The organism is Pseudomonas hunanensis (assembly GCF_013393325.1).
In the GTDB taxonomy this organism is placed as follows: domain Bacteria; phylum Pseudomonadota; class Gammaproteobacteria; order Pseudomonadales; family Pseudomonadaceae; genus Aquipseudomonas; species Aquipseudomonas putida_P.
Window position 1 is genome coordinate 162743 of record NZ_QJRC01000088.1, and the last position, 14144, is coordinate 176886.

The 14144-nt window shown below is 63.0% G+C and carries 15 protein-coding genes and 1 other RNA gene; 7 read left to right on the forward strand and 9 right to left on the reverse strand.

Annotated elements, in window-relative coordinates:
• Positions 1-81 precede the first annotated feature (81 nt).
• The 5 genes from trxA (at position 82) to DM807_RS13990 (ending at position 5350) form a co-directional block, all read left to right on the forward strand.
• Positions 82-408, forward strand: a complete 327-nt coding sequence (trxA, locus tag DM807_RS13970; RefSeq protein WP_012274768.1) for a thioredoxin TrxA — start codon at positions 82-84, stop codon at positions 406-408.
• A 227-nt stretch (positions 409-635) separates the two neighbouring features.
• Positions 636-1895, forward strand: coding sequence for a transcription termination factor Rho (gene rho, locus DM807_RS13975; RefSeq protein ID WP_003253661.1), 1260 nt, complete (start codon positions 636-638; stop codon positions 1893-1895).
• A 123-nt stretch (positions 1896-2018) separates the two neighbouring features.
• Positions 2019-3485: a 4-hydroxy-3-polyprenylbenzoate decarboxylase gene (gene ubiD, locus DM807_RS13980; protein ID WP_016489755.1), complete on the forward strand. Its 1467-nt coding sequence runs from the start codon at positions 2019-2021 to the stop codon at positions 3483-3485.
• The gene (locus DM807_RS13985) at positions 3485-4453 is read left to right on the forward strand and encodes a CDP-6-deoxy-delta-3,4-glucoseen reductase (protein ID WP_071984750.1); all 969 of its coding nucleotides are present in this window, start codon (positions 3485-3487) and stop codon (positions 4451-4453) included. The genes ubiD and DM807_RS13985 overlap by 1 nt, the downstream gene beginning before the upstream one ends.
• Positions 4454-4699: 246 nt before the next feature.
• Entirely contained in the window at positions 4700-5350 is a 651-nt protein-coding gene (locus tag DM807_RS13990) for a gamma-glutamylcyclotransferase (RefSeq protein ID WP_012274765.1), read from the forward strand.
• A 53-nt stretch (positions 5351-5403) separates the two neighbouring features.
• Here the strand turns inward: DM807_RS13990 and DM807_RS13995 are convergent, their stop codons facing one another.
• On the reverse strand, positions 5404-6381 hold the full coding sequence (locus DM807_RS13995; RefSeq protein WP_012274764.1) for an NADPH:quinone oxidoreductase family protein: 978 nt from the start codon (positions 6379-6381) through the stop codon (positions 5404-5406).
• 157 nt (positions 6382-6538) lie between these two features.
• On the opposite strand from DM807_RS13995, the gene DM807_RS14000 reads away from it, so the two are divergent.
• Positions 6539-6943, forward strand: a complete 405-nt coding sequence (locus DM807_RS14000; protein WP_012274763.1) for a flagellar basal body-associated protein FliL — start codon at positions 6539-6541, stop codon at positions 6941-6943.
• Positions 6944-7036: 93 nt separating this feature from the next.
• Here the strand turns inward: DM807_RS14000 and DM807_RS14005 are convergent, their stop codons facing one another.
• From DM807_RS14005 to DM807_RS14020, 4 genes are all read right to left on the reverse strand, one after another.
• On the reverse strand, positions 7037-8149 hold the full coding sequence (locus tag DM807_RS14005; protein WP_012274762.1) for an ABC transporter permease: 1113 nt from the start codon (positions 8147-8149) through the stop codon (positions 7037-7039).
• 1 nt (position 8150) lies between these two features.
• Positions 8151-10871, reverse strand: coding sequence for a ribosome-associated ATPase/putative transporter RbbA (gene rbbA / locus DM807_RS14010; protein ID WP_012274761.1), 2721 nt, complete (start codon positions 10869-10871; stop codon positions 8151-8153).
• A complete protein-coding gene (locus DM807_RS14015) occupies positions 10868-11827 on the reverse strand; it encodes an HlyD family secretion protein (RefSeq protein WP_069942989.1) in 960 nt (319 codons plus the stop codon). Before DM807_RS14015 ends, rbbA begins: the two co-directional genes overlap by 4 nt.
• A gap of 95 nt (positions 11828-11922) precedes the next feature.
• Positions 11923-12372: an EVE domain-containing protein gene (locus DM807_RS14020; protein ID WP_060493201.1), complete on the reverse strand. Its 450-nt coding sequence runs from the start codon at positions 12370-12372 to the stop codon at positions 11923-11925.
• A 179-nt stretch (positions 12373-12551) separates the two neighbouring features.
• Here DM807_RS14020 and DM807_RS14025 point away from each other — a divergent pair, with 179 nt between their 5' ends.
• On the forward strand, positions 12552-12704 hold the full coding sequence (locus DM807_RS14025) for a hypothetical protein (RefSeq protein ID WP_012274758.1): 153 nt from the start codon (positions 12552-12554) through the stop codon (positions 12702-12704).
• Between the two features lie 18 nt (positions 12705-12722).
• Here DM807_RS14025 and DM807_RS14030 read toward each other — a convergent pair whose 3' ends face one another.
• The 4 genes from DM807_RS14030 to DM807_RS14045 form a co-directional block, all read right to left on the reverse strand.
• On the reverse strand, positions 12723-13331 hold the full coding sequence (locus DM807_RS14030; RefSeq protein ID WP_060493202.1) for a 5-formyltetrahydrofolate cyclo-ligase: 609 nt from the start codon (positions 13329-13331) through the stop codon (positions 12723-12725).
• 85 nt (positions 13332-13416) lie between these two features.
• A non-coding RNA gene (gene ssrS, locus DM807_RS14035) (6S RNA) lies at positions 13417-13596 on the reverse strand.
• A 17-nt stretch (positions 13597-13613) separates the two neighbouring features.
• Positions 13614-13934 (reverse strand): cell division protein ZapA, encoded by a 321-nt coding sequence (locus tag DM807_RS14040; protein ID WP_010955726.1) that lies wholly within the window; start codon positions 13932-13934, stop codon positions 13614-13616.
• Positions 13931-14113, reverse strand: coding sequence for a TIGR02449 family protein (locus tag DM807_RS14045; RefSeq protein ID WP_041166806.1), 183 nt, complete (start codon positions 14111-14113; stop codon positions 13931-13933). The genes DM807_RS14040 and DM807_RS14045 overlap by 4 nt, the downstream gene beginning before the upstream one ends.
• Positions 14114-14144 lie beyond the last annotated feature (31 nt).

Consider the following 14144-nt stretch of genomic DNA (forward strand, 5'->3'; position numbering starts at 1 on the left):
AATCGTCCGCGGCTTCCTGTAGGCGGCGGGGGCGGCTATGATGGGCAACGTTTTTTATTGCTTACGACCTTGGAGATTTCCATGAGCGACAAAATCAAACACGTCACCGACGCCAGCTTCGAAGCCGACGTACTGCAGGCTCAAGGCCCGGTGCTGGTCGACTACTGGGCTGAATGGTGCGGCCCATGCAAGATGATCGCTCCGGTTCTGGACGACATCGCTGCCACCTACGAGGGCAAACTGACCGTCGCCAAGCTGAACATCGACGAGAACCAGGAAACCCCGGCCAAGCACGGCGTGCGCGGTATCCCGACGCTGATGCTGTTCAAGAACGGCAACGTCGAAGCCACCAAGGTTGGCGCTTTGTCCAAATCGCAGCTGGCCGCGTTCCTCGACGCCCACCTGTGATGTGAAAAGGCCCCGCAAATGCGGGGCTTTTCTTTTTCAGAGCACTAGACGCAGAAAAAAGCAAGTGTTACATTCGGCCTCGCACTGCTTTTCCAGTGCCCTCTACACGCCGTCGCCGAAGCATCCCTAATTCGAATCAGTACGCGATCCTGTCGCCATCTAGCGGCGCGGCCTCATTAAGCCAGAAGCTTAATTCTCCCTTCTTACATGATTACGTCACTCCCCTTATGAACCTGACTGAACTCAAGCAAAAGCCGATTACCGATCTTTTGGAAATGGCCGAACAGATGGGCATCGAAAACATGGCCCGTTCGCGCAAACAGGACGTGATTTTCGCCCTGCTGAAGAAGCATGCGAAAAGCGGCGAAGAGATCTCGGGTGACGGCGTGCTGGAGATTCTCCAGGATGGTTTCGGTTTCCTGCGTTCGGCTGATGCGTCCTACCTGGCCGGCCCAGACGATATCTACGTCTCGCCCAGCCAGATCCGCCGTTTCAACCTGCGTACCGGCGACACCATCGTCGGCAAGATCCGCCCACCGAAGGAAGGGGAGCGTTACTTCGCCCTGCTGAAGGTCGATACCATCAACTTCGACCGCCCGGAAAACGCGAAGAACAAGATCCTGTTCGAGAACCTGACGCCGCTGTTCCCGAACAAGCGCCTGAAGATGGAGGCCGGCAACGGCTCCACCGAAGACTTGACCGGCCGTGTCATCGACCTGTGCGCCCCGATCGGCAAAGGCCAGCGCGGCCTGATCGTTGCCCCGCCAAAAGCGGGCAAGACGATCATGCTGCAGAACATCGCGGCCAACATCACCCGTAACAATCCCGAGTGCCACCTGATCGTCCTGCTGATCGACGAGCGCCCGGAAGAAGTGACCGAAATGCAGCGCACCGTGCGCGGCGAAGTGGTTGCTTCCACCTTCGACGAGCCGCCAACCCGCCACGTGCAGGTTGCCGAAATGGTGATCGAGAAGGCCAAGCGCCTGGTCGAGCACAAGAAGGACGTGGTCATTCTGCTGGACTCCATCACCCGTCTGGCGCGTGCCTACAACACCGTGATCCCGAGCTCCGGCAAGGTGCTGACCGGTGGTGTCGATGCCCACGCCCTGGAGAAGCCGAAGCGTTTCTTCGGTGCTGCGCGTAACATCGAGGAAGGCGGCTCGCTGACCATCATCGCCACCGCGCTGGTCGAAACCGGCTCGAAGATGGACGAAGTGATCTACGAAGAGTTCAAGGGCACCGGCAACATGGAGCTGCCGCTGGACCGCCGCATCGCCGAGAAGCGTGTGTTCCCGGCCATCAACATCAACCGCTCCGGTACCCGCCGCGAAGAGTTGCTGACTGCCGACGACGAACTGCAGCGCATGTGGATCCTGCGCAAGCTGCTGCACCCGATGGACGAAATCGCCGCCATCGAGTTCTTGGTCGACAAGCTCAAGCAGACCAAGACCAACGACGAGTTCTTCCTGTCGATGAAGCGCAAGTAAGATCGTCGTACCACGCAAAGGCCGGGGAAACCCGGCTTTTTGCTATCTGTATTTTGGCTATTGCGGCCCTATCGGCGCTACACTCTGCACCCCCGACCGATACGGCCAACACGAGGCTCCTGCATGCAGTATCGCGACTTGCGCGACTTCATCCGTGGCCTGGAACAGCGCGGCGAGCTCAAGCGCATCCAGGTTCCGATCTCCCCCGTCCTGGAAATGACCGAGGTCTGCGACCGCACCCTGCGTGCCAAAGGCCCGGCGTTGCTGTTCGAAAAGCCCACCGGTTTCGACATCCCGGTGCTGGGCAACCTGTTCGGCACCCCGGAGCGGGTGGCCATGGGCATGGGCGCCGAGTCGGTCGATGAGCTGCGGGAAATCGGCAAGCTGCTGGCCTTCCTCAAGGAGCCCGAGCCGCCCAAGGGCCTGAAGGACGCCTGGTCGAAGCTGCCGATCTTCAAGAAGGTCGTGTCGATGGCGCCGAAAGTGGTCAAGGACGCGGTGTGCCAGGAAGTGGTGGTCGAGGGTGACGATGTCGACCTCGGCGCTCTGCCGATTCAGCACTGCTGGCCAGGCGACGTGGCGCCGCTGATCACCTGGGGCCTTACCGTGACCCGTGGCCCGAACAAGGACCGCCAGAACCTGGGCATCTACCGCCAGCAGGTGATCGGCCGCAACAAGGTCATCATGCGCTGGCTGAGCCACCGTGGCGGTGCCTTGGATTACCGTGAGTGGTGCGAGAAGAATCCCGGCCAGCCGTTCCCGGTCGCCGTGGCCCTGGGCGCTGACCCCGCGACCATCCTCGGTGCCGTGACCCCGGTGCCGGACACCCTCTCCGAGTACGCCTTTGCCGGCCTGCTGCGCGGCAATCGCACCGAGCTGGTCAAGTGCCGCGGCAGCAACCTGCAGGTACCGGCCACCGCCGAAATCATTCTGGAAGGCGTGATCCACCCAGGCGAAATGGCCCCGGAAGGCCCCTATGGCGACCACACCGGCTACTACAACGAAGTGGACAGCTTCCCGGTGTTCACTGTCGAGCGCATCACCCACCGGCAGAAACCGATCTACCACAGCACCTACACCGGTCGGCCGCCAGATGAGCCGGCGATTCTCGGTGTGGCACTGAACGAAGTGTTCGTGCCGATCCTGCAAAAGCAGTTCCCGGAAATCACCGATTTCTACCTGCCGCCGGAAGGCTGCTCGTACCGCATGGCGGTGGTGACCATGAAAAAGCAGTATCCGGGCCATGCCAAGCGCGTAATGCTGGGTGTGTGGTCGTTCCTGCGACAGTTCATGTACACCAAGTTCGTTATTGTCACCGATGACGATATCAACGCCCGCGACTGGAACGATGTGATCTGGGCCATTACCACGCGCATGGACCCCAAGCGTGATACGGTGATGATCGACAACACGCCGATCGACTACCTGGACTTTGCGTCGCCGGTATCGGGCCTGGGGTCGAAGATGGGCCTGGACGCCACGCACAAGTGGCCGGGCGAGACTACACGCGAATGGGGACGGGTTATCGTCAAGGACGAAGCCGTCACCCGCCGTATCGATGAGCTGTGGGATCAGTTGGGAATAGATTGATGCAGGTAACGTTGCAGCCGTCCGGGGCGGTGCTGGCGCTCGAACCCGGGGAACGGATCCTGGATGGAGCGCGGCGGCTGGGCTATGACTGCCCGAACAGCTGCCGCAATGGCAATTGCCATGTCTGCGCCGCGTTATTGGTCGAAGGCCGGGTACGCCAGGAAGGCGAAGTCCGCGACCATGGCGAGTTGTTCACCTGCATTGCCGAACCGCTGGAGGATTGCGTGTTGCTCTGGGATGGTGTGCTCGCCTTGGGCGAGCTGCCGGTGCGCAAGCTGGCGTGCAACGTCAGCGAATGCGTCGACGTTGGTGGCGACGTCTGGCGGGTGCGTTTGCGCGCGCCGGCCGGTAAGCCACCGCGCTACCACGCCGGGCAGTACCTGATGATCGAGCGTGAGGGTGGCAAGCAGGCCGCTTTTTCGCTGGCCTCCGCCCCCCACGCCGGGCGTGAGCTGGAGCTGCACGTGCTGGCGCGAGAGCCCAGCGCACAGCAACTGATCGAGCAACTCAAGCGTGACGGTCTGGCACGTATCGAAATGCCGTTTGGCGACACCCACCTGGCCGAGTTGCCCGACGGGCCGTTGGTGCTGATTGCCGCCGGTACCGGCATGGGCCAGATGCACAGCCTGCTCGAGCATTGCCGAGCCAATGGCTTCAAGCACCCGGTACACCTGTACTGGGGCGTGCGCCGGCCCGAAGACTTCTATCAGATCGAGCACTGGGACGAATGGCAGCGCCTGCCTAACCTGTTCCTGCACCAGGTGGTCAGCGACCTGTGCGGCTGGGAAGGCCGTTGCGGCATGTTGCATGAAGCGGTTTGCGAAGACATTGACGACCTCAACAGCGTGCATGTGTATGCCAGCGGTTCGCCGAACATGATCTACGCCACCCTCGACGCCCTGGTCGAGGCCGGTATGGATGCGCACCGCATGCGTGCCGATGTGTTTGCCTACGCGCCACGTGGTTAATAACCAAAGTTTGCAAGTATGGGTATAAGGCGGTAATTGTTACCGCCTTGGCCATTAACTTTCACAGTGGCTGAAACAGTATTTCCCAGTCGTCGGAACCGCGCATGAAACACTGACGCGAGGGCTTGAGTATTCCTGCAATTCTGGCCTATGGTTACTGCAAGCGCCCCGGGTAAAGCGGCCTGGGGCTGCAGCGTAATCGAATTTCGCTACATCCGTAGTTCACAGGGATAATGGCGGCAGCTTATGTCGGCACTTGAAAGTATGTCCTGGGAAGTTTCATATCCTCCGGCACTCGACTTCGGTCAGCAACATACTCACGATCAGTTGTTCAACTCCATGAAGACGACCATGTCTCGGCATCAGGGCGGGCCTGTGTGGCTGTTCGCTTATGGTTCGTTGATTTGGCGCCCCGAGTGCAATTCGGTGGAACGTCAGCGCGCGCGGGTGCATGGTTATCACCGGGGCTTGTACCTGTGGTCGCACGAACACCGTGGCACCCCGGAAACCCCTGGGCTGGTGTTTGGCCTGGACCGTGGTGGCTCCTGCAGCGGCTTTGCCTATCGGCTGGATGAAAGCAGCCTGGATGACTCGCTGATGGCCCTATGGCAACGGGAGATGCCGTACCCGGCCTACCGGCCGCACTGGCTTAGCTGCCGGTTGGGCGATGGCAGCAAGGTGCAGGCATTGGGCTTTGTGCTGGAGCGGCATTTACCCTGTTATGCGGGGAATCTGCCGGATACCTTGCTCAGCCAGATTCTGGCCAGTGCCAAGGGGCGTTATGGCACCACGCGCGACTATGTGGAGCAGACGTTGAATGCCTTGCGCAGCCACCAGATGCCCGATCGCAACCTGGAGGCGCGGTTCCGGCGTTGCCATAACCTGCGCGAAGTGTGAACAACCTCTACCGGCCTCTTCGCGGGGTTTTCTGCGAAGAGGCCTGAACTGCCTTACTTGGCCAACACCACCAACTTACCCACAGCCTGGCGCTGCCCCAGCTTCTCGATGGCGGCCCCAGCCTCGGCCAGTGGATAAGTCTGCGACACCAATGGCTTCAACTTGCCCTCGGCATGCCAGGCAAACAGCTGCTTGAAGTTGGCTGCATTATCCTGCGGCTGGCGCTGGGCAAACGCGCCCCAGAACACCCCCAGTACCGCCGCACCCTTGAGCAGCACCAGGTTGGCCGCCAGCTGGGGAATGCTGCCGCTGGCAAAACCCACCACCAGCAGCCGGCCATTCCAGGCCAACCCGCGTACCGCTTGCTCGAATAGCTCGCCACCGACCGGGTCGTAGATCACGTCGACCCCCTGGCCGCCGGTCAGGCGCTTGATTTCTTCGCGCAGGCTGGCCTGGCTGTAGTCGATCAGCTCATCCGCCCCGGCCGCTTTGGCCACGGCCAGTTTCTCGGCACTGCTGGCTGCCGCGATCACTCGCGCGCCCATGGCCTTGCCGATTTCCACCGCCGCCAGCCCGACCCCACCGGAAGCGCCCAGCACCAGCAAGGTCTCGCCTGCTTGTAACTGACCGCGCTGACGCAGGGCGTGCATCGAGGTGCCGTAGGTCATGCCGAACGCCGCAGCGGTGGTGAAGTCCATGCTCGCCGGGATCGGCAGCACGTTGTAGAAAGGCACCGCCACCTGCTCGGCGAACGCACCCCAGCCGGTCAGCGCCATGACCCGGTCGCCCACCTTGAACGTGCCAGCCTTTTCCCCGACTGCAGCCACCACCCCCGCCGCTTCGCCGCCAGGGGAGAACGGTAGTGGAGGTTGGAACTGGTACTTGCCTTCGATGATCAGCGTGTCGGGGAAGTTGACCCCGGCAGCCTGCACGTCCAGCAGGATCTCGTTTTTCTTCGGCTGCGGGCTGGCCACGTCTTCCAGTACCAGATCGCGCGCCGGACCCAGGGTTTTGCACAACACGGCTTTCATCGGGGCTATTCCTTTGCGGGTAATGGCCGATAAGTGTAGGAGGGCCGCTTGCCGGGTCAACGAGCATGGCCTGCCCTGATGGGCCGGCATAAGCCCGGGCTTGGGTTTGAGCGGTGTGCTGGGTAAGCTGGCGCCAACTGTATTGAGGAGCGAATTCGTGAAAGCGTTGATCTTGATGGTGCTGGCGTTGCTGCTGCCGGCTGCGGCCATGGCCGAAGAAGCCAAGGAAGGGGCGCCCAAGGTCGCCTACATCAGCCTGAGCCCGCCCTTTGTCGGCAACTATGCCCTCGACGGCGGCCCGCGGCTGCGGGTGTACAAGGCCGACGTGGCCCTGCGCGTGACCGGCGACGAAGCAGCCAAGGCGGTGCAGCACCACGAGCCATTGATCCGTAATCAGCTGGTGGCGCTGTTCACTCAGCAGACGGTGGACAGCATGAGCAATGTCGAGGCCAAGGAACACCTGCGCCAAGAGGCACTGAAGCAGGTGCAGCAAGTGCTGGAGGCGGAAGAGGGCAAGCCGATTGTTGAAGACTTGCTGTTCAACAACCTGATCGTGCAGTGATCAACTGTGGGAGCGGGCGAGCCCGCGAACACCGGCGAAGCCGGTGCCATTCACCGCACTGCCTGCTTCGCGGGCTCGCCCGCTCCCACAGGGTCAGGACGCCAGGCTGCGACGGAACCGCGAAAGCGCCACGCTGAAAAACACCAGGCCGATCAGCGCCAGTGCCAGGATATCCGGCCACACCACCGCCCACCCGGCATCGCGGAACAGGATCGCGGCCCCCAGGCTGACGAAATGCGTCGACGGCGAACCCTGCATCACCCACTGCAGCCACTGCGGCATGCTGTCCAGCGGTGTGCTGCCGCCGGACAGCAACAGCATCGGGATGATCACCGGGATCGCCAGCAGGCCGAACTGCGGCGTCGAGCGTGCCAGGGTGGCGAGGAAGATACCCAGCGCCGTACTGGCGAACAGGTACAGCGCGGTCACGGCCAGGAACAACCCCATCGAGCCGGACAACGGCACGCCCAGCGCGCCTTTCACTACCACCACCAACGAAATCCAGGTGCATATCACCACCACCAGGGCGTTGCTGCCGATCTTGGCCAGCATGATCTCCAGCGCGGTCAGTGGCAGCACCAGCAGGTGGTCGAGGGTGCCGTGCTCACGCTCGCGCAGCAGCGCGGTGCCGGTGAGGATGATTGCCAGGATGGTGATGTTGTTGACGATCTGGATCACCGCCAGGAACCAACCGCCCTCCAGGTTGGGGTTGAACAGCGCCTTGGGGTTGATCAGCACCGGGCTTTGCACGTTGCCCCGCTGGCTGTAGTCGAGCAGCTCGCGCTCGAAGATGCGGCCGATGTAGCCGGCGCCCATGAACGCCTGGCTCATGGCCGTGGCATCGACGTTTATCTGCAGCTCCGGCGAGCGCCCGGCCAGCAGGTCACTCTGGAAATTCACCGGTACGTTGATCACGAAGGTGTACTGGCCGCTGTCCATGGCCTGGTCCAGGTGTTGCGCGGTCAGCGGAACGGCAGGCTGAAACTCCGGTGGTTGCAGGGCTTCACTGAGCTTGCGCGAGAGCAGGCTGTGGTCTTCGTCCACCACCGCGACGCTGGCGTTGTGCACACCGATCACCGAGCCGGCGGCCGGCATGTAGATCGCCACGCTGAAGGCATACAGCAGGAACAGCAGCAGTACGCTGTCATGACGCAGGCTGGTCAGTTCTTTCAGGCCTAGGCGCAGGGTGTGGTTCAGGCGCGACATGTCAGGCCTCCTGCTTCTTCAGCATGGCCAGGCTCAGGCCGGTGAATGCGGCAAAGAAGCCCAACAGGATCAGGCACTGCGGCCACAGCTCGCGCAGGCCCAGCGCCTTGGTGAAGGTGCCGACCGCGATGTCGAGGAAGTAGCCCGCCGGGAACAGCTGGCCCATCACCGCCGCCGCGCCGTCCAACGACGAGCGTGGCACGATCAGCCCGGAAAACTGGATGGTTGGCAGGCTGGTAATGATCATGGTGCCGAGAATGGCGGCGATCTGGGTGCGGGTGAATGCTGAAATCAGCAGGCCCAGGCTGGTGGTGGCCAGCAGGTAGGCCACGCCACCACAGGCCAGGGCCAGCACACTGCCCTTGAGCGGCACGGCGAACAGCCAGCGGTTCATCGCCACCAGCAGCGCCAGGTTGACCAGGCTTACCGCCAGGTAGGGCATCTGCTTGCCCAGCAGGAACTCCAGGCGGGTGAGGGGTGTGGCGTAGAAGTTGGTGATGGAGCCCAGCTCCTTCTCGCGAACGATGCCCAGTGCAGTGAGCATGGCCGGTATGAAGGCCAGGATCAGCGCCATCACGCCCGGGCCGATGGCATTCACGCTGACCACGTCCTGGTTGTAGCGAAAACGCGTTTCCAGGCGCACCAGGTCCTGGCGCGGCTGCGGCTGTGGGCTAGCCTTGGCCAGTTGCTCCAGGTTGGCCTGGTGCACGGCTTCCACGTAGTTGCGGCTGGTTTCGGCGCGGAACGGCATGCCGCCGTCGAGCCAGGCGGCCACCACCGGTTGGCGCCCGGCGTACAGGTCGCGGCCAAAACCGGGCGGAATCTCCAGTGCCAGTTTGATTTCCGAGCGCTGCAGCCGCTGATGCAGTTCGCGGCTGTCGCGGATCGGCGCCTGTTCGGCGAAATAGCGTGAGCCTCGGAAGGCTTCGAGGTAGGCGCGGCTTTGCGGGCTTTGATCCTGGTCGTGCACGGCGAAGGCAAGGTTTTCTACATCCAGTGAAATGCCGTAGCCGAAAATCACCATCATGAACAGTGCACCCAGCAAGGCGAAGGCCAGGCGTACCTTGTCGCGCAGCAGTTCCTTGCCTTCTCGGCTGGCCACCGCCAGCAGGCGGCGCAGGCTGAAGCCTTGGCGCAGTGGTGGGGCAGGCGAAGCTGCTTGCTCCAGTACGGTGTTATCCGTGGTTTGCGGCGCGAGCTCCTGGGCTTGTTCCAGGCACCGCACGAAAGCGTCCTCCAGGGTTTCGCCCTGGTACTGGCGCTGCAAGGCCTCCGGCGTGTCGCAGGCCAGTACCCGCCCGGCGTGCATCAGCGAAATACGGTCGCAGCGCTGGGCTTCGTTCATGAAGTGGGTGGAGAGGAAAATGGTCACGCCTTGCTCGCGGGACAGCTCTACCAGCAGGCGCCAGAAGTCGTCGCGGGCGGCCGGGTCGACGCCGGAAGTCGGTTCGTCGAGGATCAGCACTTCAGGGCGATGCAACACCGCCACGGCCAGCGACAGGCGCTGGCGCAGGCCAAGGGGCAGTGCGCCAGACGGTTGGTCGGCGATGGCGGCGAGGTCGAAGCGATTTATCAGCTCATCGATGCGCTGGGCGCTCTGGGCTTTGGGCAAGTCGAACAGGCGGGCATGGAGGGCCAGGTTCTGCCGGGTGCTGAGCTCGCCATACAGCGAGAAGCTCTGTGACATGAAGCCGACCCGCTTGCGCGTGGCCAGGTCACTGGCATCCACCGGGCGCCCCAGCAGGCTGGCGCTGCCCTCGCTGGCAGGCATCAGGCCGGTAAGCACTTTCATGGTGGTGGTCTTGCCGCAGCCGTTGGAGCCGAGGAAGCCGAAGATCTCCCCACGGCCAATGGCGAAACTGACCTTGTTCACCGCTGTGAAGTCGCCAAAGCGCAGGGTCAGGTCGTGCGCCTCGATGGCGACCGGGCCATCCGTGGCCTGGCGCGGTGGAATGCTCAGGGGTTGATGCTGCGCCTTGCCCGCGCCCTGGTAGTGGGTGAAGGCGTCGTCCAGTTTGCCACTGGGGGTGACTGCGGCCAGTTCGTGGCTGGCGCCTGCGGCCAGCAGGCGGCCGCCATCGAGCATCAGGCAATGCTCGAACTGTTCGGCTTCTTCCATGTAGGCGGTGGCCACCAGCAGGGTCAGTTGCGGGCGCTGCGCGCGAACCTGTTCGACCAGTTCCCAGAAACGCCGCCGCGACAGCGGGTCGACGCCGGTGGTCGGCTCGTCGAGGATCAGCAGGTCTGGTTCGTGGATCAGCGCGCAGCACAAGCCCAGCTTCTGCTTCATGCCGCCCGACAGCTTGCCGGCCGGGCGCTCGGCAAAGCGCTGCAGGTCGGTGGCCTGCAGCAAGTTGGCCATGCGCTGCTCGCATTCGCGGCGGCCCAGGCCGAACAGCGTGGCGAAAAAGCGGATGTTCTCGCTGATCGACAGCTCTGGGTACAGGTTGTTGCCTAGTCCCTGCGGCATGAATGCCACTTTCGGGTACAGCGCTGCGCGATGGCGCCGTTGGCGGATCGAGCCGCCCAGCACCTGCAGTTCACCCTGCTGCAGGCGTTTGACGCCGGCGATCAACCCCAGCAGAGTGGACTTGCCGGCGCCATCTGGGCCAATCAGCGCGCAGCGGGTGCCCGCAGGCAGGCTGAAACCCAGGGTGTGCAGGGCCGTCAGGTCGCCGTAGCGGTGGCTGATGCCATCGGCCAGCAGTGCCGGGGCGTTCATTGCAGGTTGGCCGGCCAGTCCACCTCGGCCGTGCGCACATAGCCGGCGCCTGGCATGCCAGGTTTAGCCTGTGGCACGACACCTGGGTCGGTCAGGCGGAGTTTGACCCTGAACACCAGCTTTTGCCGCTCGTCGCGGGTCTCCACCTGTTTGGGCGTGAACTGGGCCTTGGCTGCGACAAAAGCCACTTTGGCCGGCAGGGCGCGTTCGGGCAGGGCGTCGAGCACGATGCGCGCCTGGTCGCCCACGGTCAGCTGGCCGCTGGTGGAGGCCGGCAGGTACAGGTTCATGTACTGGTCGCTGGGGTCGATCAGCATCAGCACTCGGCCGCCGGCACCCAGCACCTCACCGGGTTCAGCCAGGCGCAGCTGGATGATGCCGTCGATGGGCGCTCGCAGGCTGCTGTCGTCGATTTCACTGGTGAGCTGGGCCACCTGGGCTTCGGCGGCGCCGATGGCGGCCTTGATCGCTGCAAGCTGGGCGCGGGCGGCGACTACCGCTGCGTTGGCCGTGTCGAAGCGCGCCTGCTGTTGATCGAGCAACTGTTGGCTGGCGTACTTGCGCTGGAAGATCTCGCGCACGCGCTTGAGCTCCTGGCTGGCCAGCAGCAGTTCGCTCTGGCGCAGTTGCACGCTGGCCTGGGCGGCGGCGTAGTTCTCCCGGGCGCGCAGCACTTCGGCTTCGGCCTGGCTGCGTTGGGCTTCCATGGTGCGGGTGTCGATACGCGCCAGCAGTTGGCTGCGGGTGACCTTGTCACCTTCGTCGACCAGCACTTCGGCCAGGCGGCCTGGGATTTTGCTGGCGATTTGTACTTCGGTGGCTTCAAGGCGGCCGTTGCCCATGCTCAGGCCTTCGGGCAACTGGTCGTGGAGCGACTTCCAGTACCCCAGCCCGCCAGCTGCGGCGAGCAGGGCGATTAGCGCGGTGGCGAAAATTCTGGGGGCGTATCGGTTCATCGTTCTGCATCCTTGCGGTCATGCACAGCACATCATGGCCTGCGGCCACGGGTGGCGTGTTGATATCGGTCAAACCCTTGACCTTAGCTACACATTTAGCGCAACGCGACAATCACCGCCCATTGTTCGGGCGTTACCGGCATTACCGACAGGCGGCTGCCTTTTTGCACCAGTGGCAACTCGGCCAGGCCGGCCTGCTGTTTCAGCCAGCCCAGTTCCAGCACCCGTGGCAGGGTTTGCACATGGGCTACATCCACCGCGCTCCACGGGTTTTTGTCGGCGGTGGCCTTGGCATCGTAATAGTGGCTTTGCGGGTCCAGCGCGGTCGGGTCCGGGTAGGCCGCGCGGGTAATTCTGGCAATGCCGGCGATGCCCGGCTGCGGGCAACTGGAGTGATAGAAGAAAAACTCGTCACCCTCGCTCATGGCCCGCAGAAAATTACGCGCCTGATAGTTGCGCACGCCGTCCCAGCGCGCTTCGCCCAGGCGGCCAAGGGCTTCGATGGAAAGCTCGTCGGGCTCGGATTTCATCAGCCAGTAGGCCATGGATGCTGCTCCTGAAAAGGTTTGAAATAACCTGTTGCACGAAACCGACAGCCGGTTGGCGTCAAGGTTTGCGTGTGGACGCAGGTTGTCGGAAAATGCGCCCCGTTTAAAGCGCTATGCGCCGGCGGTGCCCAGAAAACCGCCGAGCACTGAACAGTTTGCCTGGGGGGCAATCTTCGATGAATCAACGTAAAAAGCCGGATCTGCTGTGGATCCTGGTGTTCATTTTTGGCCTGGGTGTGGTCACGACCGGTTATGCGCAAGGGTTCTGGGAGCGCAAGCTGGACAACGCCTATCAGATGCCGGTCGACGCCGGCCAGCCGCAACGTTGATGCCCCCGCTGGCGCCGCTCAACGCGGCGCCAGGTACCAGCCACGGTCCGAGACCGTGCCCTGCAGCGGTACATCCCAGCTGGCCTGCGCCAGCCGCTCGACCTTCTGGCATTCATGCGCCAGCCCCAACAGCAACGGTTTTTTCCAGGTCTGCCGACGCGCCTGGTAGGCCAGGCTGCGATCATAAAAGCCACCGCCCATGCCCAGGCGCCCGCCCACTTCATCAAAACCGACCAGCGGCAGCAGGATCAGGTCCAGCGCCCAGATCGGCCGTTGGCGTTTGCGGTCAGTGACCGGCTCGGGAATACGGAAGCGGTTGGGCTTGAGCTTTTCACCCTGCTCGAAGCGCTGGAACACCATGCGCGTGCGCGGCCAGGCGTGCAACACCGGCAGGTAGGTGCGCTTGCCGCGACGCTGGGCTTCGCGCAGCAGTAGGCAGGGGTCGATTTCGCTGTCGTTGGGCAGGTACAAGGCAATGTGGCGTGCGCGGCGGAACAAGGGGTGTTGCGCCAGCTGGCGGTACAGGCCGAGGGTGGCCTGGCGTTGCTGGGCAGGGGTAAGGGCGCGGCGGGCATTGCGAAGCAGACGACGGAGCTGGGGACGGGTGAGCGGCGCAGTGTCGGTCATGGCACGAGCTATCCCAGGTGTGCTGGCCAACCTCTGGGCGGTCGGCCAAAACGAATTGCCCGCCGGGGGGCGGGCAAGAGAATTCAGGCTCCCCGATAAGACCGCTATCGGTGTAGCCCTTGAACCCGAAAGTTCAAGGTGGAGATTGCAGGGGGCGTTAAGGCTTTCCGTCGGGCGGACATGCACACCGGCCCCAGCGTGCAACCCCCGTGGTTGTGCGTATCGGCTCAGGGACATAACCGACTGGCGCATCCCCCAGGGAGTGGCGCCAGTATACCAATCTCAGCCGATTTTGGTATCCGTGTCGTCGGACAAAGCCTTGTCTACCCGATCCAGCAGGTCGCGCACCTGTTCGCGGTTGGTGCCGGTGACCGGCGCGTCGTTGCGATCTTCCTGGCGGTGCAGCATTTCGTGGGTAATGTTCAACGCCGCCATTACCGCGATGCGGTCGGCACCGATCACCTTGCCGCTGCTACGGATCTCGCGCATCTTGCCGTCCAGGTAGCGCGCGGCGCTGACCAGGTTGTTGCGCTCTTCCGGCGGGCAGATGATCGAGTACTCCTTGTCGAGGATCTGCACGGTGACGCTATTGCTTGAACTCATGAGTCTTGCTCCAGAGCCTTGAGGCGTAAAATCATCGACTCGACTTTGCGCTTGGCGATCTCGTTTTTTTCGATGAGGTGGGCGCGCTCTTCGCGCCAGGATTTTTCCTGCGCTAATAGGAGTGCATTTTGCCGTTTTAGTTGCTCGACGCGTTCGATCAGCAACTCGAATCGGCTCATCAGTGCCTGCAGGTCGTTCTCTTGCGTGGGT

Excerpts from the sequence above, each read along its gene's own strand:
- trxA (WP_012274768.1), top strand. The coding sequence starts at position 82 with ATGAGCGACAAAATCAAACACGTCACCGACGCCAGCTTCGAAGCCGAC.
- rho (WP_003253661.1), top strand. The coding sequence starts at position 636 with ATGAACCTGACTGAACTCAAGCAAAAGCCGATTACCGATCTTTTGGAA.
- ubiD (WP_016489755.1), top strand. The coding sequence starts at position 2,019 with ATGCAGTATCGCGACTTGCGCGACTTCATCCGTGGCCTGGAACAGCGC.
- DM807_RS13985 (WP_071984750.1), top strand. The coding sequence starts at position 3,485 with ATGCAGGTAACGTTGCAGCCGTCCGGGGCGGTGCTGGCGCTCGAACCC.
- DM807_RS13990 (WP_012274765.1), top strand. The coding sequence starts at position 4,700 with ATGTCGGCACTTGAAAGTATGTCCTGGGAAGTTTCATATCCTCCGGCA.
- DM807_RS13995 (WP_012274764.1), bottom strand. The coding sequence starts at position 6,381 with ATGAAAGCCGTGTTGTGCAAAACCCTGGGTCCGGCGCGCGATCTGGTA.
- DM807_RS14005 (WP_012274762.1), bottom strand. The coding sequence starts at position 8,149 with ATGTCGCGCCTGAACCACACCCTGCGCCTAGGCCTGAAAGAACTGACC.
- rbbA (WP_012274761.1), bottom strand. The coding sequence starts at position 10,871 with ATGAACGCCCCGGCACTGCTGGCCGATGGCATCAGCCACCGCTACGGC.
- DM807_RS14015 (WP_069942989.1), bottom strand. The coding sequence starts at position 11,827 with ATGAACCGATACGCCCCCAGAATTTTCGCCACCGCGCTAATCGCCCTG.
- DM807_RS14020 (WP_060493201.1), bottom strand. The coding sequence starts at position 12,372 with ATGGCCTACTGGCTGATGAAATCCGAGCCCGACGAGCTTTCCATCGAA.
- DM807_RS14025 (WP_012274758.1), top strand. The coding sequence starts at position 12,552 with ATGAATCAACGTAAAAAGCCGGATCTGCTGTGGATCCTGGTGTTCATT.
- DM807_RS14030 (WP_060493202.1), bottom strand. The coding sequence starts at position 13,331 with ATGACCGACACTGCGCCGCTCACCCGTCCCCAGCTCCGTCGTCTGCTT.
- DM807_RS14040 (WP_010955726.1), bottom strand. The coding sequence starts at position 13,934 with ATGAGTTCAAGCAATAGCGTCACCGTGCAGATCCTCGACAAGGAGTAC.
- DM807_RS14045 (WP_041166806.1), bottom strand. The coding sequence starts at position 14,113 with ATGAGCCGATTCGAGTTGCTGATCGAACGCGTCGAGCAACTAAAACGG.